The organism is Serratia sp. PAMC26656, from assembly GCF_016469055.2.
Lineage (GTDB): Bacteria > Pseudomonadota > Gammaproteobacteria > Enterobacterales > Enterobacteriaceae > Serratia > Serratia plymuthica.
Genome location: NZ_CP150486.1, coordinates 4,484,506 through 4,506,523, shown reverse-complemented (window position 1 = coordinate 4,506,523; position 22,018 = coordinate 4,484,506). Strand labels below are relative to the sequence as shown.

15 protein-coding genes and 3 tRNA genes are annotated in these 22,018 nt (G+C 57.5%); 13 read left to right on the top strand and 5 right to left on the bottom strand.

What is annotated here, in order from left to right:
• The first annotated feature begins 17 nt into the window (after positions 1–17).
• The 10 genes from lgt (at position 18) to recD (ending at position 15,916) form a co-directional block, all read left to right on the top strand.
• A complete protein-coding gene (gene lgt / locus JEM67_RS22270; RefSeq protein ID WP_004952282.1) occupies positions 18–890 on the top strand; it encodes a prolipoprotein diacylglyceryl transferase in 873 nt (290 codons plus the stop codon).
• 7 nt (positions 891–897) lie between these two features.
• On the top strand, positions 898–1,692 hold the full coding sequence (gene thyA / locus JEM67_RS22265; RefSeq protein WP_199637711.1) for a thymidylate synthase: 795 nt from the start codon (positions 898–900) through the stop codon (positions 1,690–1,692).
• 196 nt (positions 1,693–1,888) lie between these two features.
• Positions 1,889–2,395, top strand: coding sequence for a prepilin peptidase-dependent protein (locus tag JEM67_RS22260; protein ID WP_199637709.1), 507 nt, complete (start codon positions 1,889–1,891; stop codon positions 2,393–2,395).
• Entirely contained in the window at positions 2,383–2,961 is a 579-nt protein-coding gene (locus tag JEM67_RS22255) for a prepilin peptidase-dependent protein (protein ID WP_199637707.1), read from the top strand. The genes JEM67_RS22260 and JEM67_RS22255 overlap by 13 nt, the downstream gene beginning before the upstream one ends.
• Complete coding sequence (locus JEM67_RS22250; protein ID WP_199637705.1) at positions 2,958–3,404, top strand: YgdB family protein; 447 nt, start codon at positions 2,958–2,960, stop codon at positions 3,402–3,404. Before JEM67_RS22255 ends, JEM67_RS22250 begins: the two co-directional genes overlap by 4 nt.
• Positions 3,394–3,789, top strand: coding sequence for a prepilin-type N-terminal cleavage/methylation domain-containing protein (locus JEM67_RS22245; protein ID WP_199637703.1), 396 nt, complete (start codon positions 3,394–3,396; stop codon positions 3,787–3,789). The genes JEM67_RS22250 and JEM67_RS22245 overlap by 11 nt, the downstream gene beginning before the upstream one ends.
• Before the next feature lie 10 nt (positions 3,790–3,799).
• Positions 3,800–7,171, top strand: a complete 3,372-nt coding sequence (recC, locus tag JEM67_RS22240; protein WP_199637701.1) for an exodeoxyribonuclease V subunit gamma — start codon at positions 3,800–3,802, stop codon at positions 7,169–7,171.
• Positions 7,172–7,632: 461 nt separating this feature from the next.
• On the top strand, positions 7,633–10,521 hold the full coding sequence (gene ptrA / locus JEM67_RS22235) for a pitrilysin (RefSeq protein WP_199637942.1): 2,889 nt from the start codon (positions 7,633–7,635) through the stop codon (positions 10,519–10,521).
• A complete protein-coding gene (recB, locus tag JEM67_RS22230; RefSeq protein ID WP_199637699.1) occupies positions 10,518–14,069 on the top strand; it encodes an exodeoxyribonuclease V subunit beta in 3,552 nt (1,183 codons plus the stop codon). The genes ptrA and recB overlap by 4 nt, the downstream gene beginning before the upstream one ends.
• Positions 14,066–15,916 (top strand): exodeoxyribonuclease V subunit alpha, encoded by a 1,851-nt coding sequence (recD, locus tag JEM67_RS22225; RefSeq protein ID WP_199637697.1) that lies wholly within the window; start codon positions 14,066–14,068, stop codon positions 15,914–15,916. The genes recB and recD overlap by 4 nt, the downstream gene beginning before the upstream one ends.
• A gap of 96 nt (positions 15,917–16,012) precedes the next feature.
• Here the strand turns inward: recD and argA are convergent, their stop codons facing one another.
• Positions 16,013–17,338, bottom strand: a complete 1,326-nt coding sequence (gene argA, locus JEM67_RS22220; RefSeq protein ID WP_199637695.1) for an amino-acid N-acetyltransferase — start codon at positions 17,336–17,338, stop codon at positions 16,013–16,015.
• A gap of 240 nt (positions 17,339–17,578) precedes the next feature.
• Between argA and amiC the strand changes: the two genes are divergently transcribed.
• On the top strand, positions 17,579–18,829 hold the full coding sequence (gene amiC, locus JEM67_RS22215; RefSeq protein ID WP_013814285.1) for an N-acetylmuramoyl-L-alanine amidase AmiC: 1,251 nt from the start codon (positions 17,579–17,581) through the stop codon (positions 18,827–18,829).
• Between the two features lie 100 nt (positions 18,830–18,929).
• Here amiC and JEM67_RS22210 read toward each other — a convergent pair.
• The 3 genes from JEM67_RS22210 to JEM67_RS22200 form a co-directional block, all read right to left on the bottom strand.
• A tRNA-Met gene (locus JEM67_RS22210) sits at positions 18,930–19,006 on the bottom strand.
• Between the two features lie 65 nt (positions 19,007–19,071).
• Positions 19,072–19,148 (bottom strand) — tRNA-Met (locus JEM67_RS22205).
• Between the two features lie 63 nt (positions 19,149–19,211).
• A tRNA-Met gene (locus tag JEM67_RS22200) sits at positions 19,212–19,288 on the bottom strand.
• Between the two features lie 214 nt (positions 19,289–19,502).
• Between JEM67_RS22200 and mltA the strand changes: the two genes are divergently transcribed.
• Positions 19,503–20,645 carry a murein transglycosylase A gene (gene mltA / locus JEM67_RS22195; RefSeq protein ID WP_013814284.1) on the top strand — a complete coding sequence of 381 codons (1,143 nt, stop codon included), beginning with the start codon at positions 19,503–19,505 and terminating at the stop codon, positions 20,643–20,645.
• A gap of 139 nt (positions 20,646–20,784) precedes the next feature.
• Positions 20,785–21,591, top strand: a complete 807-nt coding sequence (gene tcdA, locus JEM67_RS22190) for a tRNA cyclic N6-threonylcarbamoyladenosine(37) synthase TcdA (protein ID WP_199637693.1) — start codon at positions 20,785–20,787, stop codon at positions 21,589–21,591.
• Here the strand turns inward: tcdA and csdE are convergent.
• Positions 21,582–22,016, bottom strand: coding sequence for a cysteine desulfurase sulfur acceptor subunit CsdE (gene csdE, locus JEM67_RS22185; RefSeq protein WP_199637691.1), 435 nt, complete (start codon positions 22,014–22,016; stop codon positions 21,582–21,584). The two genes, tcdA and csdE, sit on opposite strands and share 10 nt — an antisense overlap.
• Between the last annotated feature and the right edge of the window lie 2 nt (positions 22,017–22,018).

Below are 22,018 nucleotides of genomic sequence, written 5' to 3'. Positions count from 1 at the left end.
ACATGTTGTGGTGATAGATGACCAATAGCTATCTGGCGTTTCCTAAATTTGATCCGGTGATTTTCTCTATCGGCCCGGTTTCTCTGCACTGGTATGGCCTGATGTACCTGGTTGGCTTTGTTTTTGCCATGTGGTTGGCGGTGCGCCGTGCCAACAAACCGGGCAGCGGCTGGACCAAGGATGAAGTGGAGAACCTGCTGTATGCTGGTTTCCTCGGTGTGTTCGTCGGTGGCCGCGTTGGTTATGTGCTGTTCTACAACCTGCCGCTGTTCCTGGATAATCCGCTCTACCTGTTTAAAGTCTGGGACGGTGGCATGTCGTTCCACGGCGGCTTGCTGGGGGTGATCCTGGTGATGTTCTGGTTCGCCCGCCGTACCAAGCGCACCTTCTTCCAGGTTTCCGATTTTATTGCTCCGCTGATCCCGTTTGGCCTGGGTGCCGGCCGTTTGGGTAACTTTATCAATGGTGAGTTGTGGGGCCGCGTGACCACTGATACGCCTTGGGCAATGCTGTTCCCCGGCTCGCGCGGCGAAGACGTCGCCATTGCCGCGGCCGATCCGCAGCTGTTGCCATTGCTGAACCAGTACGGCGTGCTGCCGCGGCACCCGTCCCAGCTGTATGAACTGCTGCTGGAAGGCGTAGTGCTGTTTATCATTCTGAACCTGTTTATCCGCAAACCGCGGCCGATGGGGGCCGTATCCGGCCTGTTCCTGATTGGCTACGGCGCATTCCGCATTATCGTCGAGGCCTTCCGTCAGCCGGATGCTCAGCTTGGCCTGTTCGACGGCGTTGTCAGCATGGGGCAGATCCTGTCCGTCCCGATGGTGGTGGCCGGTATTATTATGATGATTTGGGCGTATCGTCGTCGCCCGCAGCAACAACTATCGTGAGGAACAAATGAAACAGTATCTGGATTTGATGAACAAAGTGCTCGCCGAGGGCACCCCTAAAGCCGACCGTACCGGCACTGGCACGCTGTCGATTTTCGGCCACCAGATGCGTTTCAATTTGCAGGAAGGTTTCCCGTTGGTGACCACCAAGAAGTGCCACCTGCGTTCCATCATCCATGAGTTGTTGTGGTTCCTGAACGGCGACACCAACGTGGCTTATCTGCGTGAAAACAACGTCAGCATTTGGGACGAGTGGGCAGATGAGCATGGCGATCTTGGCCCGGTGTACGGCAAGCAGTGGCGCGCATGGGGCGCTGCGGACGGCCGTCAGATAGACCAGTTGAGCAACGTGCTGAAACAACTGAAACAGGATCCGGATTCACGCCGCATCATAGTTTCAGCCTGGAACGTGGGCGAGCTGGATCAGATGGCGCTGGCACCGTGCCATGCGTTCTTCCAGTTCTACGTGGCGGACGGCAAGCTCTCTTGCCAGCTGTATCAGCGCTCCTGCGACGTGTTCCTCGGCCTGCCGTTCAATATCGCCAGTTATGCGCTGCTGGTGCATATGATGGCGCAGCAATGCGATCTCGAGGTCGGTGATTTTGTCTGGACCGGTGGCGATACCCATTTGTACAGCAATCATATGGAGCAGACCCGGTTGCAGCTAACCCGCGAACCGCGTGCGTTAGCGAAACTGGTGATCAAGCGCAAACCGGCTTCGTTGTTCGATTATCGCTTTGAAGACTTTGAAATCGAAGGTTACGATCCGCATCCCGCCATCAAGGCGCCGGTTGCCATCTGAGTTTGGCCGCATAAGTTATCCCCAAGGGCGCACGGGTTGCGCCCTTACTTTTTTCTCCCTCTGTCTTGGCTCTGTTTGCGTTCCGCTTCGCATTTTATTTTGACTTGCTGCCCGTTACATCGAAAGGTTGCGCAGAGCGCTTCAGCCTGAGTAAACCGCGCTTCCCCGTTTTGCCGCCTTGATTACACTGACTGCCATGAACGACAACCTGATTTTCAATACCGAAGACCAGCGCGGCATGACGCTGATTGAACTGCTGGTGGTGATCACTCTGGCGGGCATGCTCACCGGCTGGGGCGTCAGTCATTGGCGCCATTATCAGCAGAGCCTGCGGCTGGAACATACCGCTCAGCAACTGCTGGCGTTTCTCACCCGGATGCAGGCGGATGCCAACTGGCGTAACCGCACGGCGCTGCTGTGGTTTAAAACCGGCGATCCTTGGTGCATCGGCAGTAATCAGCCACTTTCGGGGTGCGAGGGCCACGGCGATGACCTGTTCAGCCCGCATTACCGGGATGTAAGGCTGGCAGCGCACACCCAAAAGGAGATGGGATTTTATGGATTACGCAATAACGCGCAGGCTGGGCATATCGTGCTCAGCAACGGTGCTGGCAGCCTTCGATTGGTGTTGTCCGCCAAAGGGCGGCTACGCCTGTGCAGCGAGGACGTAAGCATCCGGGGGATTACGGCATGCCAGCCCTAGAGCGAGGTTTCACGCTGCCGGAGGTGATGCTGGCGCTGACGTTCGGCAGCCTGATTATGCTGGCGGCGGCCAAAACCTACCCGGTGTTACGGCAGCACAGTGTCGATGTCGGTCGGCACTATCGGCTGGAATCGGTACTCCGGCAGTTGGCGTTCGGCATTGAGAAAGATCTGCGCCGCGCCGGTTTCTGCGCCGGTAACTGCCGCGGGCGGGCATTACTGATTGGCCATGCGCCCGGGGAGGCGGCGGGCAGTTGTGTGATCGTCGCTTACGACATCACCCGTAACGGCCGCTGGGAGACGCTTGGCGCAGATGCCGGGTATTTTGGTTACCGGTTGCGGAAGGGGGCGCTGGAAGGGCAACGTGGCATAACCCACTGTCACGGTGCGGGTTGGGAGCGGTTACTGGATAACGACGAAGTGCGCATTGAAACTTTCAGCGTTAAATCGATCGCGGGCAGCAGTGGCAAAACATGGATCATGCTGTCGCTGGCCGGGCGTTCGAAGGCGGATGACGCTATACGCCGCAGCCTGCACTGGGCGATTAACATGGCTTCGCTACCATGAGTGCGGCGGGGCAGCGTGGCGGCAGTACGCTGGCGGCAGTGATGCTGCTGTTGGTGATGGGGCTGATGTTATTGAATGCCCAGCACCGCCAACTGGATAGCGCTTTGCTGCTGGCCGCCGATCAACAGCGCTATCTGAAGGCATACAACCAGGCTGCTTCGGCGCTCAGCTGGGGCGTGGCGCAGTCCTGGCCCCGCAACCGGTTAGGTGCCAACGGCTGGTGGTGCCAGCAAACCGCAGAGCTGCGCGCCTGCGCCAAATTGTCCGCCCAGGCGGGGATTGTGCTGGTGCGCGGTGACGGGGCGATGAGTGAAGGGGAGCCGTTGCGATTATATCAATTGACCAAACCGGATGGCACGGGCGGGACCTTCGAGCTAAGGGCGGAAATCGGCGGTTGGCTGGATTTTTGCCCCGAAAAACGGGAAACGGACTGTGCGGATTAACGCGCGGGTGGCTCCCGTAGCAGGGCTATGGCGTCAACAGGGGTTCAGCCTGCCGGAAGTGCTGATTGCCGCATTGCTGTTCGCGGTGTCGCTGCTGGGATTGTTACAGTATCATCAGGTGCTGTTGCACTCTTTTCAGCGCCAGTGGCAGTATCGGCAAGCCTGGTCGTTGGCGCATCAACAACTGGAAGTCTTTGCGGCCACCGGTCGCACGGATGCCGAACTGCTGCCCTTGCCGCCCGGGTGGCAGCGCGATATGCGGCAAAACTCCCCGCATGCCGCTTGCCAACGGCTGACGGTAAGAATACAAACGCCTCAGCGGCAGTGGGCTGAATTGAACCGCTGGTACTGCACCGCCGGTACTCCGGCAGATATTATGTTTTAAGGGAGCACCCATGTTTAGGGTTTATCATTCCAATCAGTTGGATTTGCTGAAAACGCTGACCAGCACGTTGATAGCCAGAGAGCCATTGGCCGATCCTTTTCAGCAGGAAGTGGTGCTGGTGCAAAGCCCCGGTATGGCGCAGTGGTTGCAGATGCAGCTCGCGGAACAGTTTGGCATCGCCGCCAATATCGCCTTCCCACTGCCCGCAACCTTCATCTGGGACATGTTCACCCGGGTTTTGCCCGGCATCCCGAAAGAGAGCGCCTTCAGTAAAGACGCCATGACCTGGAAACTGATGTGGCTCCTGCCGGATCTTCTCACGCGGCCGGAATTTGCCCCGCTGCAACATTACCTCACCGACGACGGCGACAAGCGTAAAATTCATCAGCTTGCCGGTCGGGTGGCAGATCTGTTTGACCAGTATTTGGTATATCGCCCGCAATGGCTGGAAAGTTGGCAAAAGGGCGAAAGCATTGATGGGCTGGCGGAGGCCCAGCAATGGCAGGCACCGCTGTGGGCGCGGCTGGTCGAATATACCCATGAGCTGGGGCAACCGGAATGGCATCGTGCAAACCTGTATCGTCGCTTTATCAGCGTGCTGGAAAAGGCGGAACGCTGCCCGGAAGGGTTACCGCCGCGGGTGTTTATCTGCGGTATCTCGGCGCTGCCGCCGGTGTATCTGGAGGCCTTGCAGGCGCTGGGTCGCCATATTGATATTCACCTGATGTTCACCAATCCGTGCCGCTACTATTGGGGGGACATTCAGAGCCAATCATTCCTGGCGAAATTGCAGAGCCGCAAGCGGCGTCATTATCAGGATAAAACGGAATATGCCTTATTCAGAGATCCCGATAACGCCGCCGCGCTGTTTAATGCGGAAGGCGAGCAAGACCTGCCCAACCCGCTGTTGGCTTCATGGGGCAAGTTGGGGCGTGACCACCACTTTTTGCTCTCGCAGATAGAATCCGCGCAGGAGATTTTTGCGTTTGTAGATATCCCTGCGGATAACTTATTGCATGCCATTCAGCACGATATGCTGGAGTTGAAAAATAGCGCCGTCATCGGTACCACGCTGGAAACGCTGGAGAGCAGCGCGACCAAACGCCGGCTCGATCCCGAGGATCGTTCTATCAGCCTGCATGCTTGCCACAGCCCGCAGCGTGAGGTGGAGGTTTTACACGACCAGCTGTTGACCATGCTGGCGGCAGATCCTGCGCTGACGCCGCGCGATATCATCGTGATGGTGGCAGATATCGACAGCTACACGCCTTATATTCAGGCGGTGTTCGGCAACGCTTCCCCGGAACGCTATCTGCCGTTTGCGATTTCTGACCGCAAGGCGAGTCAGGCGCACCCGGCGCTGCAGGCGTTTATCTCGCTGCTGGATCTGCCGCAGAGCCGTTTTACTTCTGAACAGGTGCTGGCGCTGCTGGAAGTGCCGGCACTGGCGGCGCGTTTCTCGATCCAGGAGGAAGGGCTGCGCCTGTTACGCCACTGGGTTGGGGAGTCCGGCATCCGCTGGGGGCTGGATGACGACAACGTACGTGAACTGGATTTGCCGGCTACCGGCCAGCATACCTGGCAGTTCGGCATTACACGAATGCTGTTGGGCTACGCCATGGACAGCAATGCCGGCGATTGGCAGGGCGTGCTGCCTTATGACGAATCGAGCGGGCTGGTCGCGGAGCTAGCCGGGCAGTTGGCCGAACTGTTGGCCTCCCTCAGCCGCTGGCGGCAACGATTGACCGAGGCGCGCGCTCTGCCGGAGTGGCTGCCGCTTTGCCGCCAACTGCTTGATACCTTCTTTGAGCCGGACGGCGAAACCGAGGCGGCACTGGCGCTGATTGAGCAGCAGTGGAGCAAAGTGTTTGAACACGGGCTGGCGGCGCGTTACCCCGATGAGGTGCCGTTGACTATTCTGCGTGACGAACTGGCTGCGCGTCTCGATCAGGAACGTATCAGTCAACGCTTCCTCGCCGGGCAAATCAACTTCTGCACGCTGATGCCGATGCGTTCCATTCCGTTCAAAGTGGTTTGCCTGCTGGGCATGAACGACGGGGTTTATCCGCGCACTTTGCCGCCTCTGGGCTTTGATCTGATGGCACAGCAGGTAAAACGCGGCGATCGCAGCCGTCGCGACGACGATCGCTATCTGTTCCTGGAGGCGATTCTGTCGGCACAGCAGCGGCTGTATATCAGCTTTATTGGCCGTTCCATTCAGGATAACAGCCTGCGTTACCCTTCGGTGCTGGTAACCGAACTGCTGGAGTATCTGGAGCAAAGTTATTGCCTGCCGGGTGATGAGGCTCTGGACGCCGATGCCAGCGCACAGAAGGTCGGTAAACACTTGCTTAGCTGGCACGCGCGCATGCCGTTCGCCGCCGAGAATTTTTTGCCCGGCGCGGAAGCGCAAAGCTATGCCGCCGAATGGCTGCCCGCAGCTGATAAACGCGGTGCGGCGCATCCGCCGTTTAACCAACCGCTATTGCCTGATGAGCAGACCCAGATCTCGCTGGATGATTTGCTGCGGTTCTATCGCCACCCAATCCGCGCGTTCTTCCAACTGCGGCTGGGGGTCAGTTTTATCCTTGAAGAAACCGAATTGCCGGATGAAGAGCCCTTCATCCTGGATAATCTCAGCCGCTATCAGTTCAACAGCCAATTGTTGAATACCTTGATTGACGGCGAGGATGCCACCCGTTTGTTCCAGCGGGTGCGTGCCGCCGGCGGCTTGCCTTTTGGGCCCTTCGGTGAGATTTACTGGCAGAAACAGCAAGAGGAGATGAGCGAGCTGGCCGAGCAGGTGCGCGCCGAACGTAGCGAAGGGCACAGTCTGGAGCTGGATATCGACATCGCCGGTGTGCATATCAGCGGGTGGTTGCATCAGGTACAGGAGGACGGGCTGCTACGCTGGCGACCGGCCACCCTGTCGGCGGTTGATGGAATACTGTTGTGGCTGGAACATCTGGCGTACTGCTGCGCCGGTGGCACGGGGGAAAGCCGTATTTATGGCCGCAAAGGCGCCGCGTGGCGTTTTGCCGCGTTAACCGCCGAGGATGCCCGCGAGCAGTTGGCTGAGCTGGTGGAGGGTTATCAGCGCGGTTTATGCCAGCCGTTGCTCTTGCTGAATAAAAGCGGTTGGGCGTGGCTGAGCCAGTGCTATCAACCGGAAACTCAGAGCATTGACTGGGATGAAGAGGTGCAAATCAAGGCGCAGGCCAAGTTATTGCAAACCTGGCAGGGCGATCAGCGCATTCCTGGAGAAGGCGAAGACGCCTATGTTCAACGGGTATTCCGTCAGTTGGACAATGCCTGTTTAGAGCACATTCTGGCCGAAACAGAACGTTACCTGTTGCCGGTGGCGAAGCATAATTTAGGCTGATCCCTTGGTATTACCCAGAGTTATTTACCCTATGGATTTCGAGTTGGCCGCTCAAGCCGCATCCATGCGCTTGCGGCATTCGTACATCCCTGTACAGCACAGCCTGGCCCCAGCTCGTTCATCCCCAGGCGCTTACTCTGGTAAGTCACTGGGGTGACAAATCTGCCCGGAGCAGATTGGAACGCTGCTTGCAGCGGCCCCGAAGGGGTGTGGCTCATGGACGGGTCACGTACATAAGTGCAGGTAACAACGTTGCGACTTGAAAGGCGACGGATAACATCCCCCGGTGGTACTGCTCGCCGGGAGGTGGTAAAAATAAGCAGGATTATATTCAACTATCGGGGTTAGCTCCGGTCTTACATAACGTACAGGTATATAGCCTTTTGTTGTGTTGTTTTGATGCACACCGCTAACGTTAGGGATTTAGCGTAGCGGTGTCAGAATAGGGGTTCATTTTGGATATGCGCAGACAGTTGGCCCGCATTACCGGGTTAGTATTATTGGCCATGTGTTGGGCACCGTTAAGCTGGGCCGCACAGGGATGGCAACCGCTGGCGGAGAAGATCAACAAAAGCGATCACGATCCACGCCAATATCAGGCAATTAAGCTGGCAAACGGCATGACCGTCTTGTTGGTATCCGATGCTCAGGCGCCAAAATCATTGGCGGCACTGGCGCTGCCGGTGGGATCGCTGGAAGATCCGAACAGCCAACTTGGGCTGGCGCACTACCTGGAGCACATGGTGCTGATGGGGTCCAAGCGCTATCCGCAGCCGGAAAACCTGGCGGAGTTTCTGAAAAAGCACGGTGGTAGCCACAACGCCAGCACCGCGTCTTATCGCACCGCATTCTACCTGGAAGTGGAAAACGACGCGTTAGCGCCGGCGGTAGACCGCATGGCGGACGCCATTGCGGAGCCTCTGCTGGATCCCGGCAATGCCGATCGCGAACGTAATGCGGTTAATGCCGAACTGACGATGGCGCGTTCACGCGACGGCATGCGCATGGCGCAGGTCGGGGCGGAAACGCTGAACCCGGCTCACCCGAGCGCGCGTTTCTCCGGCGGTAACCTCGATACCCTGAAGGACAAGCCAGGCAGCAAGCTGCATGATGAATTGACGTCATTCTACCAACGTTATTATTCTGCCAACCTGATGATGGGCGTGTTGTACAGCAGCAAGCCATTGCCTGAGCTGGCCGAACTGGCGGCCAATACGTTTGGCAAAGTGCCCAATCGCGAAGCCAGCGTGCCGCCGATTAGCGTCCCTGCGGTCACCCCTGAACAGCAGGGCATCATTATCCACTATGTTCCGGCCCAGCCGCGTAAGCAGTTGAAAGTGGAGTTCCGCATTGATAACAACAGCGCTGAATTCCGCAGTAAGACCGACACTTATATTAGTTACCTGATTGGCAACCGTAGCCAAAATACCCTGTCTGACTGGCTGCAAAAGCAGGGGTTGGCGGATGCGATCAACGCCGGGGCCGATCCGATGGTGGATCGCAACGGCGGGGTATTCTCAATCAGCGTTTCCCTGACCGATAAAGGTCTGGCCAAGCGTGACGAGGTGATAGCAGCCATCTTTAACTACCTGAAAATGCTGCGCAGCGAAGGCATCAAGCAAAGCTACTTCGATGAGATCTCCCACGTTCTCAACCTGGATTTCCGCTATCCGTCGATCACCCGCGATATGGACTACATAGAATGGTTGGTGGACACCATGCTGCGTGTGCCGGTAGAACACACGCTGGATGCGCCTTACCTGGCCGATCGCTATGATGCCAAAGCGATTGCCAAGCGTCTGGACGCCATGACGCCGCAAAATGCGCGCATCTGGTTTGTCAGCCCGAATGAGCCGCATAACAAGATGGCCTATTTCGTCAACGCACCTTATCAGGTTGATAAAATCGCGCCGCAGCGTTTCGAACAGTGGCAGCAGTTGGGCAAGGGGATCAACCTTTCGCTGCCTGCGCTGAACCCGTATATTCCTGATGACTTTACCCTGAACAAACCGTCCCACGAGTTCAAAAAACCGGAAATGGTGGTCGATCAGCCGGGTCTGCGGGTGTTGTATATGCCAAGCCGTTACTTTGCCGACGAGCCGAAAGCCGATGTCACAGTGGCGTTCCGCAACGCAAAAACCATGGACTCTGCGCGCAATCAGGTGCTGTTCTCGCTGACCGACTATCTGGCGGGTATTTCGCTGGATCAACTGAGTTATCAGGCCTCGATTGGCGGGCTGAGCTTCTCGACTTCGCCGAACAATGGCCTGATGTTTAATGCCAACGGCTTTACCCAGCGTTTGCCGCAGTTGCTGACCTCGCTGATTGAGGGCTATTCCAACTTCACGCCGACGGAAGATCAACTGGCGCAGGCCAAATCCTGGTATCTGGAGCAGCTGGATTCGGCTGAGAAAGGGAAAGCGTTTGAGCTGGCGATCCAACCGGTGCAGATGGTTTCCCGCGTGCCGTACTCCGAGCGCAGTGAGCGCCGCGAGGTGCTGAAAACCCTGACGCTGAAAGACGTGCTGGCGTACCGCGACAGCCTGTTGGCCGATGCCACACCGGAGTTGCTGGTGGTGGGCAATATGAGCAAGCAGCAGGTAGATACTCTTGCCTCAACGCTGAAACACCGCCTGGGCTGCACCGGCATTGAATGGTGGCACGGCGAAGACGTTGAAGTGGCTAAAAAACAGTTGGCTAACCTGCAGCGTGCGGGCAGCAGCACTGACTCGGCGCTGGCGGCAGTCTATGTGCCGACCGGGTATGATGAAGTGACCGGCATGGCTTACAGCTCGCTGCTGGGGCAGATTATCCAGCCCTGGTTCTACAGCCAACTGCGTACTCAGGAACAATTGGGTTATGCGGTATTTGCTTTCCCAATGTCTGTGGGCCGCCAGTGGGGGATTGGCTTCCTGCTGCAAAGCAACAGCAAGCAGCCGGCATATCTGTACCAACGCTATCTGGATTTCTACCCGAAAACTGAAAAGCGCCTGCGTGAGATGAAAGACGCGGACTTTGAACAGTACAAGCAGGCGATGATCAACGAACTGAAACAGCGCCCGCAAACCCTGAGCGAAGAAGCCAGCCGCTTTGCCAATGATTTCGATCGCGGCAATTTTACCTTCGATACTCGCCATAAGCTGATTGAGCAGGTTAAGCAACTGACGCCGACCAAGCTGGCGGATTATTTCCACCAGGCGGTCATTCAGCCGCAGGGGCTGGCGGTGCTGTCGCAGGTCAGCGGCAGCGGGCAAGAGAAAGCGGATTATGCCGTGCAGCAGGACTGGGTCACCTATCCAAACGCCTCTGCCCTGCAGCAAACTCTGCCGCGTAAGGTGGCGACACCATGACAGAGGCTGCCCCGCAGAGGCTTGATCCGCTGACGCTGCCGCTGTTTGGCGAACGGCTGATAGAAGCGTCTGCGGGGACCGGCAAAACCTTTACCATAGGCGCGCTGTATCTGCGCCTGCTGCTTGGCCTGGGCCAGGCGGCGGCCTTTCCCCGGCGGCTGACGGTGGAAGAGATTCTGGTGGTGACCTTTACCGAGGCTGCCACCGAAGAGCTGCGTGGGCGTATTCGCAGCAATATCCATGCGTTACGCATTGCTTGCGTCCGCGGTCTCAGCAAGGACCCCTTGTTGTCTGCGCTGATGGAGGAGATTGACGATTTGCCCGATGCCGCCGCGCAACTGCTGGCGGCCGAACGGCAGATGGACGAAGCGGCGATCTACACCATCCACGGCTTTTGCCAGCGCATGCTGACCCACAACGCCTTCGAGTCCGGCATTCTGTTTGAGCAAACGCTGGTGCAGGATGAATTGCCGCTACGGCGTCAAGCTTGTGCAGACTTCTGGCGTCGCCATTGTTATCCGTTGCCGCTGGGCGTCGCCCGGGCGGTGAGCCAGGAGTGGAGCGGCCCGGAGGCACTGCTGGCCGATCTTTCCGGCTATCTGAGCGGCGAAGCGCCAACGCTGCGTCGGCCACCGAAAGATGAAGAAACGGTATTGATGCGCCATGAGCAGATCGTGGCGCGCATTGATGCTATCAAAGCACAGTGGCAGGCGGCGGCGGGGGATCTGGAAGCGTTAATCAGCCAGTCCGGCGTGGATAAGCGCAGCTACAGCAGTAAACACCTGCCTAATTGGTTGCATAAGGTGGGTGAATGGGTGGTGCTGGAAACTCAGGATTACCAATTGCCGAAAGAGTTGGATAAATTCCGTCAGTCAGTGCTGCTGGATAAAACCAAAAAGGGCGATCCGCCCCGCCATGCCTTGTTTGTGGCGATAGATGAATTGTTTGATGAGCCGCTGACGCTGCGCGATTTGATTATGGCGCGGGCGTTGAGTGAGATTCGTCTCTCCATTCAACAGGAGAAACGCCAGCGCGCCGAATTGGGTTTTGACGATCTGCTAAGCCGGTTGGACAGTGCGCTGCAAAGTGAAGGTGGCGAGCGGTTGGCGCAGGCGATTCGCCAGCGTTATCCGGTGGCGATGATCGATGAGTTCCAGGATACCGATCCACAGCAATACCGTATCTTCCAAAAGCTCTACGTCGGCCGGCCGGAATGCGGCCTGTTGCTGATAGGCGACCCGAAACAGGCTATTTACGCCTTCCGCGGTGCCGACATTTTTACCTATATGCGCGCCCGTTCTGAGGTAAGCGCCCACTACACGCTTGAGACTAACTGGCGCTCGTCACCGGCAATGGTGGGTAGCGTTAACCATCTGTTTACTCAGGTGGAAAAGCCCTTCCTGTTCGGTCAAATTCCCTTTATTGAGGTGGCGGCCGCCGAGAAAAATCGAGGGTTGGCTTTTGAGCTGCATAAACAGTTGCAGCCGGCGATGCAGTTTTGGTTGCAGCAGGGTGAAGGTGTTGGCGTTAGTGAGTATCAACAATTGATGGCGCGCCTGTGTGCCACGCAAATCCGTGACTGGCTCAGTGCCGGGCAAAGTGACCAGGCCTGGCTGGTGGACGGCGATAAACGGCGGGCGGTGCAGGCCTCCGATATTACCGTGTTGGTGCGTAGCCGTAATGAAGCGGCATTGGTGCGTGATGCACTCAGCGCCCTGGCCATTCCTTCGGTCTATTTGTCCAACCGCGACAGCGTGTTTGATACCCCGGAAGCCAAGGATTTGCTGTGGCTGTTGCAGGCGGTGTTGGCACCGGAGCAGGAGCGTACGTTGCGCAGCGCCATGGCGACCGGTTTGATGGGGTTGGATGCGCAAGCGTTGGACGGTTTGAACCGCAACGAACGCGCCTGGGATTCGCTGGTCAATGAGTTCGATAAATACCGTACGCTCTGGCTGCGTCGTGGCGTGTTGCCTATGCTGCGTGAGGTGATGAATCAGCGCCACCTGGCGGAAAACCTGCTGGCCAGCCACGGCGGCGAGCGTCGGTTGACCGACGTGATGCACTTGGGGGAGCTGTTGCAAGAGGCCTCTGCGCAACTCGACAGCGAACATGCGTTGGTGCGCTGGCTGGCGCAGCAGATTGCCCAGCCAAATCGTCAGTCCGACAACCAGCAACTGCGACTGGAAAGCGATCGCCATCTGGTGAAGGTGATCACCATCCATAAATCGAAAGGGTTGGAGTTCGATCTGGTTTGGCTGCCGTTTGTCGGCAATTTTCGCCAGCAGCAGCAGGTGCTGTACCACGATCGGCAGAGTTTCCAGGCCCTGCTTGACCTCAACGCCAATGAAGAAAGTATCGAATGGGCGGAAGAAGAGCGGTTGGCGGAGGATTTGCGCCTGCTGTACGTAGCCTTGACCCGCTCGGTATACCACTGCAGCATCGGCATAGCGCCGTTGATTCAGGGCACGCGCAAGAAACAGGGTGATACCGATTTGCACCGCAGCGCGCTGGGTTACCTGGTGCAGGCCGGCCAGGCCGGAGATGCGGCCTGGCTGCAACAACGTCTACAGCAACTGGCTGGAGAGGGCGTTGCGCTGTCGTTGGTGGAACAATTGGATGAACAAGCCTGGTTGCCGCAGACGCCGGCGTTAACCGAACTGGCGGCAAAAAGCTTCACGCGCCCGGTGCAGGATTTCTGGCGTGTGACCAGTTACACCGGCCTGCAGCAACAGGGTTCTGGCCTGATGCAGGATCTGCTGCCACGGCTGGATGTCGATGCCGCAGGCGAACAGGCGCTGGACAGTGAGCCAGCGCTCACACCGCATACCTTCCCGCGCGGCGCAGCACCGGGAACCTTCCTGCACAGCCTGTTTGAAACGCTGGATTTCACCCAACCCCTTGATGAGCAATGGCTGCTTGAACAGTTGCAACAGCAAGGGTTTGCCGAGCACTGGCAACCGATACTGCTGGCATGGATGCAGGTGTTGCTGAATGTCCCGCTCAATGATGCCGGTGTTTCGTTGTCGGCGCTGGCACCGCAGTATAAACAGGCCGAGCTGCAGTTTTACTTACCCATAGAAAAACTGTTGCAGGCGGGGGAGCTGGATAAGCTGGTGAAAAAGCACGATCCGCTTTCAGCCCGCTGCCCGGAGCTGGCTTTCCAGCAGGTGCAGGGAATGTTGAAGGGGTTTATCGACCTGGTATTTTGCTGGCAGGGAAAATACTACCTGCTGGATTACAAATCCAACTGGTTAGGCGAGGACAGCAGCGCTTATACCCGTGCGGCTATGGAGCAGGCGATGGCGGAACACCGCTATGACCTGCAATATCAGCTGTACACGCTGGCACTGCATCGTTATCTGCGCCATCGGTTGCCGGATTATGACTATCGGCGCGACTTCGGCGGGGTGATTTACTTGTTCCTGCGCGGAGTAGACGCACAGCACCCAGGCAACGGTATTTTCGCCTGTTGCCCAGATCCGCAGTTGGTGGAGGGCATGGACCGCCTGTTCAGCGGCGAAGCCATTACGGCGGAGGATGAACTATGATCGCGCTACTGGAGCAGGCGCAGGCACTTGGCGTGCTGCGCCCGCTGGACCTGCAGTTCGCCCGCATAGTGGCCAGGGGGGAAGAGCCGGATATTCTGCTGGCCGCAGCTTGTCTCAGCGCGGAGGCCGGTGCCGGCCATGTTTGCCTGATGCTGGAGCAGTTGCTGCCGGAAAACTTGTTTGAAGGGCGTCAGCCGGAACTGGCGCAGACCGTGTGGCTGGCGGCCGGGCAACCGGATATTGCCCGCTGGCAGCAGCGTCTGGCGGCCAGTGCGGCGGTGGGGGACGGCAGCAGCGCCATGCCGATGGTGTTGCAGCGGCAGCATTTGTACCTGCAGCGCATGTGGCAGAACGAAGGCGCGGTGGCGGAGTTTATCAGCAGCGACAGTATCCATCAGGCGGTTGACGAGCCTGAACTGCGCGCCATCCTCGATCGGCTGTTCGGCGAGGCGACGAATGAGCCGGACTGGCAGAAAATTGCTGCTGCAGTGGCCGCGACGCGGCGTATTGCGGTGATTTCAGGTGGGCCGGGCACCGGCAAAACCACCACCGTCGCCAAATTGCTGGCAGCGCTGGTACAGCTTGCCGAGGGCAGGCGTTTACGCATTCAACTGGCGGCGCCAACCGGCAAGGCGGCGGCGCGGCTGACCGAGTCGCTCGGCAGCGCAGGCAGGCAGTTGGCGTTAACCCCGGAGCAACGCGCGCTGTTCCCCACCGATGCGTCGACGCTGCACCGCCTGTTAGGCGCTCAGCCCAATAGCCAGCGCATGCGTTATCACCGCGGCAACCCGCTGCATCTGGATGTGCTGGTAGTAGACGAGGCTTCAATGGTCGATCTGCCGATGATGGCCCGTCTGATTGCCGCATTGCCCGCTCAGGCACGGGTGATTTTCCTTGGTGACAGGGATCAGTTGGCGTCGGTAGAGGCCGGGGCTGTGCTGGGGGATATCTGCCGTTTTGCCGAGCAGGGGTACAGCGCTGCTCGTGCGGAACAACTCACCCGGCTGACCGGCTGCCTGTTGCAGGGGCAAAGTGCGCAGACGGAAGCGGCGGTGCGAGACAGCCTGTGCCTGCTGCGCAAAAGCTATCGTTTTGATGCCGATTCGGGCATTGGTCAATTGGCTTTTGCGGTAAATGCCGGTGACGGTAAGCGTGCGACTTGGGCACTCAGCGGCAGTTTCAGTGACGTTGCGGGTTACCCATTGGCAGAAACGGAGGACTATCAGGCCCTGCTGAACGCCTGTGTAGCAGGCTACGGTGATTATTTGCAGCGGGTCGCTGCCAGGGCGGGTGCGGGAGAGGTGCTGGCGGAGTTTGGCCGTTTCCAGGTGCTGTGCGCGCTGCGCGAAGGGCCATTCGGTATCGCCGGGCTGAACGAGCGTATCGAGGCGGGATTGCAACGGGCTGGGCTGATCCAGCGTACGCCAGGGGCCTTGGGGCGTTGGTATCCCGGGCGTCCGGTGATGATTGGCCGCAACGACAGTGCGTTGGGGCTGTTTAACGGCGATATCGGTATCGCTCTGCGTGATGAGAGCGGCGAGCTGCGCGTGCACTTCCAACTGCCGGACGGCAACATCAAGTCGGTGCAACCGAGCCGTTTACCGGCGCATGAAACCGCCTATGCAATGACGGTGCACAAGTCTCAGGGATCGGAGTTTGATCATACGGTGCTGGTGTTGCCCAATCACTTCTTGCCGGTACTGACCCGCGAACTGGTGTATACCGCCATCACCCGCGCGCGTAGCCGGCTTTCGCTGTATGCCACCGAGACCGTGCTGATGCGGGCGATCCGCACGCCAACCCAACGTCGCAGCGGGTTGGCGGAGCGCTTGCAGATAACGCCATAAAAGCGAAACGGGTACAGCCTATCCTGAGGCTTTCAAACTGTAGCCAACAAGGCTGCGGCTTGAAAGAAGAGGGGCGTAGGCTGCGCCCGCAGAGGATTACAAGTCCGCCAGCAGAATCTTCGAACGGCGTTGGTAGTTGTACAGGGCCTGTTTTTGCATCGGCAGCACGTCCACTTCCGCCGGAGTGAAACCGCGCTCCTGGAACCAGTGGATGCTGCGTGTGGTCAGCACGAACAGCTTTTGCAAACCCATCTGACGCGCCTGGCTTTCCACCCGTTGCAGCAGCATTTCCCCGCGGGATGAGCTGCGGTAGTCCGGGTGTACCGCCACGCAGGCCATCTCGCCGATTTTCTCTTCCAGGAACGGATACAGCGCCGCACAGGCGATGGTCAGGTTATCGCGCTCAATAATAGTGAACTTGTCGATCTCCATCTCCAGTTGCTCACGGGAGCGGCGCACCAGAATACCCTGTTGCTCGAGCGGGCGGATCAGTTCCAGAATGCCGCCGATATCGTTAATGGTCGCCCGGCGCACCTGTTCGGCGCTCTCCATGACGATCTGGGTGCCGATACCGTCGCGTGAGAACAACTCTTGCACCAGCGCACCGTCTTCCTGATAGCTGATCAGGTGGCTGCGGCGCACGCCGCTGCGGCAGGCTTTCACCGCACCGCGCAGAAAACGTACGGTGCCTGAATGGTAATCGCCGCCGGCTTCGCGTTCTTCGATACGTTTCTGCGCGTCATTGGGGAACAGCTCGGAAATGATATTGCCTTCCTGATCGGTGACGCCCTGCGATGAGCAGAACCCGATCATTTTTTCCGCCTTCAGCTTGATGGCCAATTGGGTGGCCACTTCTTCTGACGTCAGGTTAAAGCTTTCGCCGGTAACGGAAACGGCGACCGGACCGATCAGCACGATAGCGTTACTGTCGAGTTGACGGTGGATCGCTTCTTCATCAATACGGCGAATACGGCCGCTGTGGCAGTAATCCACGCCATCATCAATCCCTAACGGCTGGGCAATGATAAAATTGCCGCTGACCACGTTGATATGCGCGCCCTGCAGTGGCGTATTGTTGAGGCTCATCGACAGCCGTGCAGTGATGTCCAGTTGCAGCAGGCCCGCCGCCTGCTTAACCAGCTCAAGCGTGTGGGCGTCGGTGACCCGGGTATGCTTGTGATAAATAGGTTCGTAGTTATGCTGCGCCAGATTGCTGTCGATCTGCGGCCGTGCGCCATAGACCACCACCAAACGAATCCCCAGGCTATGCAGCAGCCCGATATCGTTGACGATGTTGGAAAAATTCTCATGCTCTATGGCTTCTCCCCCAAGCATGACGACAAACGTCTTGCCGCGGTGGGCGTTGATATAGGGAACTGAGTGACGGAATCCTTGAACAAGCTCGGTACTACGTTCCTTCACGGCAAAACCTCTTTTGCATATTTATACGATATTTTTGTATTTTTATTCTTTTATTGCCCCAATGGCAAGCGGGAAATTGTCTGTATTTATTTGCGGAAGGGGCTAATTGGTTAATAAATTGAAAAACCTTGGAAAGATTTTCTGATGACAGCGCCGGGAGGATTCGTTAAAGTTTTTGCCATTCCCGTTTTATCGGCGTTTTTTTCATCTGTTTTAACCTGTTATCACTACCGGAGTCGCATGCCAAACTCAAATCACAATCTGGGCCGCCGTCGTATATTGCAGGGGGTTGCCGCAAGTTGGTTGCTGAGTGTGAGTCGCATAGGCTTCGCCGCATCATCGCACGTGATTGCCGTACGTGTCTGGCCTTCTTCTACTTATACCCGCGTGACGCTCGAATCAAACACCGAACTGAAATATAAACAGTTTGCGCTGACCAATCCCGATCGCGTGGTGGTGGATATCGAAGGGGTGCATCTCAATAGCGTATTGAAGGGCATTGTCGGCCAGGTTCGCGCTGACGATCCCTATTTGAAACAGGCGCGCGTCGGTCAGTTTGATCAAAACACCGTTCGGCTGGTGCTGGAACTCAAGCAGAGCGTCAGCCCTCATATGTTTACTCTGCCGCCGGTACCGGAATATCGCAATCGTCTGGTGATGGATCTGTATCCCAGCAAGGGCGGCACTGGCGAAGACTATGATCCGCTATTGGCATTACTGGAAGATTACAACAAGGGCGATCTCGAACGCACTTTGCCGGCCGAGGCGCCGCAGGCCGGCAAGGCGGGACGCGATCGTCCGATTGTCATCATGCTGGATCCCGGCCACGGCGGCGAGGATCCGGGGGCGATCGGCAAATTCAAAACGCGCGAGAAGGACATCGTGTTGCAGATCGCCCGCAAACTGAGCGCGTTAATCAAGCGCGAGCCGAATATGAAAGTGTTTATGACGCGCAATGAAGATGTGTTCATTCCGCTGAAGGTGAGGGTGGCGAAGGCGCGCAAGCAGCGTGCCGACCTGTTCGTTTCCATCCATGCCGATGCTTTTACCAGCCAGGCTGCGCGCGGATCCTCGGTATTTGCGCTATCGACCAAGGGCGCCACCAGTTCGGCGGCGAAATTCCTGGCGCAAACTCAGAACGAATCGGACCAAATCGGTGGCGTAAGCAAAAGCGGCGATCGCTATCTGGATCACACCATGTTTGATCTGATCCAAACTGCGACCATCAACGACAGCTTGAAATTCGGCAAGGAAGTGCTAAACCGAATGGGCAAAATTAACCGTTTGCATAAGAATCGCGTCGATCAGGCGGGTTTTGCGGTGTTAAAAGCCCCTGACATCCCTTCTATCCTGGTTGAGACGGCGTTTATCAGCAATATTGAAGAAGAGCGTAAGCTGCGGACCAGCCATTTCCAACAGCAGGTGGCGGAATCTATTTTGGCGGGTATCAAGGCGTATTTTGCCAACGGCGGCGCGGCAGCGCGCGGATAAGGTTTAAGCTGATGCGGCTGGGTGGGTGCCCGGCCGGTTTTTGGCAGATTTCAGATACAAAAAAACACCCGTTAAGGTGCTTATTTGTAGTCATTAAGATTGGTTGCGGAGGCCGGATTTGAACCGACGACCTTCGGGTTATGAGCCCGACGAGCTACCAGGCTGCTCCACCCCGCGTCCGTCTTAATGCTTGTATTATCGAATACCCAACATTCATGTGATACCGCTGGTACAGTATCGGTTGGTTGCGGGGGCCGGATTTGAACCGACGACCTTCGGGTTATGAGCCCGACGAGCTACCAGGCTGCTCCACCCCGCGTCCGTATAATACTTTTTTCATCGAATCCCAACTTTTACGTGATACCGCTGATGCAGTATCGGTTGGTTGCGGAGGCCGGATTTGAACCGACGACCTTCGGGTTATGAGCCCGACGAGCTACCAGGCTGCTCCACCCCGCGTCCGATGGAAGCGCACTATACTCTCCGTGCATTTTGTTGCAACCCTTTTTGCAATTAATTGAGTTAAAGCCATCTTTATGCTGAATTAGTCCGCAATTTGCGTTCTTTTTCATCGTTATCCGCCGTGCGGGTTTTTTTATTTGCGGCGATTCCCTTATCTATGGGTGTTTGTTATCGTTCGCCGGTAGATCATATCTGTTTGAGAGTGTGCGCAATGAAAGGACGTTGGGGCAAATACCTGCTGGGCGGGTTGATGGTAGCGGTATTGGCAGGCTGTTCGTCAAAGCCGACCGACCGGGGGCAGCAGTATAAGGATGGCCATCTGGATCAGTCGCTGGAGTTGGTGAATCAACCCAACGCCAAAGGCGTACCGGTTAACGCCAGGGATTACTCGAATCAGCTGATGGAGATTAGAAACGCTTCTCCCGCACTGTTTAATCGCAACAACAGCACCTTTCAGGCAGTACAAAGCTGGATGGCCGCCGGTGCCGATACCCGTCAACTGAACCAATACGGCCTCAACGCCTATCAGATGGAAGGCGTGGACAACTACGGCAACGTGCAGTTCACCGGCTACTATACGCCAGTCGTGCAGGCGCGCTATACCCAGCAGGGTGAGTTCCGTTACCCGCTGTACCGCATGCCGCCAAAAGGCAAAGGCCGCCTGCCGGATCGCGCAGGCATTTACTCTGGCGCGCTGGATGACCGTTATATCGTTGCCTACACCAATTCGCTGATGGATAACTTTATGATGGAAGTCCAGGGCAGCGGCTATGTGGATTACGGCAATGGCCAGCCGCTGGTGTTCTTCGGCTACGGCGGCAAGAACGGCCACGCCTATCGCAGCATCGGTAAAGTGCTGATCGATCGCGGCGAAGTGGCCAAGGTGGATATGTCGATGCAGGCGATTCGCCAGTGGGCCGATACCCACAGCGCTGCAGAAGTGCGCGAGTTGCTGGAGCAGAACCCTTCCTTTGTGTTCTTCCGTCCGGAGGCTTTTGCGCCGGTACGTGGCGCCAGTGCGGTACCTTTGATTGCCAAAGCTTCGGTAGCTTCCGACCGTTCACTGATCCCGGCAGGCACCACGCTGCTGGCAGAAGTACCTCTGCTGGACAACAAGGGTAAATTCACGGGAAAATATGAGATGCGCCTGATGGTGGCTCTGGACGTAGGCGGCGCGATCAAAGGCCAGCACTTCGATATGTACCAGGGCATCGGGCCGGACGCCGGTCACTCGGCTGGGTATTACAACCATTACGGCCGAGTCTGGGTGCTGAAAGGCGGTAACACCGGCACGCCACTGTTTACCAGCCAGACTTCTTCCGCTAACGGCGGTTCGTTGTTGGTCACCCGCTGACGACAATAAGTTATACCCTATGAATTTCAAGCTGGTCGCCTGGCTGTGTCTTGAAAGGTGAAGGGTATACCGATATTGACCCGCAAGGGCCGGATTTTCCGGCCCTTATCATTTGCATTGTTAAGGTAAGTAAAGCGTTATGAGCACAGCCTATTCTGAAGCCTATCTGCAGCGTTTTGGCGGCACGGCACGTTTGTACGGTCAGCAGGCGCTGGCGCTGTTTGCCCAGGCGCACGTTTGCGTGATTGGCATCGGCGGCGTGGGTTCCTGGGCGGCCGAAGCTCTGGCGCGTACCGGTATCGGCGCCATTACGCTGATTGATATGGATGATGTTTGCGTCACCAATACCAACCGACAGATCCATGCGTTGCGCCAGCATGTTGGCCAGTCAAAGACGGAAGTGATGGCGGAGCGCATTCTGGCGATCAACCCTGAATGCCGGGTAACTTGCATTGACGACTTTGTAACTGCGGACAACGTGGCAGAGCTGCTGAACAACAATTTCAGCTACGTGATCGACGCGATCGATAGCGTACGGCCGAAGGCTGCGCTGCTGGCCTATTGCCGTCGTTACAAGATCCCGGTGGTCACTACCGGCGGCGCCGGCGGGCAAATAGATCCGACGCAGATAGCGGTAGCCGATCTGGCGAAGACCATTCAGGATCCGCTTGCGGCCAAGTTGCGCGAGCGGTTGAAGAATGATTTCAACGTGGTGAAGAACAGTAAGGGCAAGTTAGGCATTGATTGCGTGTTTTCCAGCGAACCGCTGGTGTACCCGCAACCGGACGGCACGGTTTGCGCATCACGCAGCACCGCAGAAGGGCCAAAAAGAATGGACTGCAGCGCGGGATTCGGTGCGGCGACCATGGTTACCGCTACCTTCGGCTTTGTCGCCGTGTCTCACGCCTTGAAGAAAATGGTGGCGAAAGCCGCGCGTCAGGCGTAACGAGAGGCGATCGCTTTCACCCCGGCGGCCAGCGCTTCCAGCCCGCTGGCGCGGGTGGCGCTGAGCTGGGCGCGCAGCGCCAGTTGCTCAAACAGCGCCAGCGGATCCATTGCCGCAATTTGCTGCGGCGTTTTACCTTCCACAGCCGTCAGTACTACCGCCAGCAGGCCGCGTACGATGCGGCCTTCGCTGTCGCCATAAAAATGCAGCGTGCCGTCAGCCAATAATTGATGCCCCAGCCAGACGCGGTTCTCACAGCCGCTGAGCTCCATCTGTGCCGTGCGTAACGGCTCCGGCAGCGGCGGTAGTTGTTTCGCCAGCATAATCAGTTGGCGATAGCGATCTTCCCACTGCTTAAGCGCGGTAAATTTTACGATCAGTGCCTCGGCGGTAATTTCGCTGCCAAAGGGATGTGGGGCAAGCATAG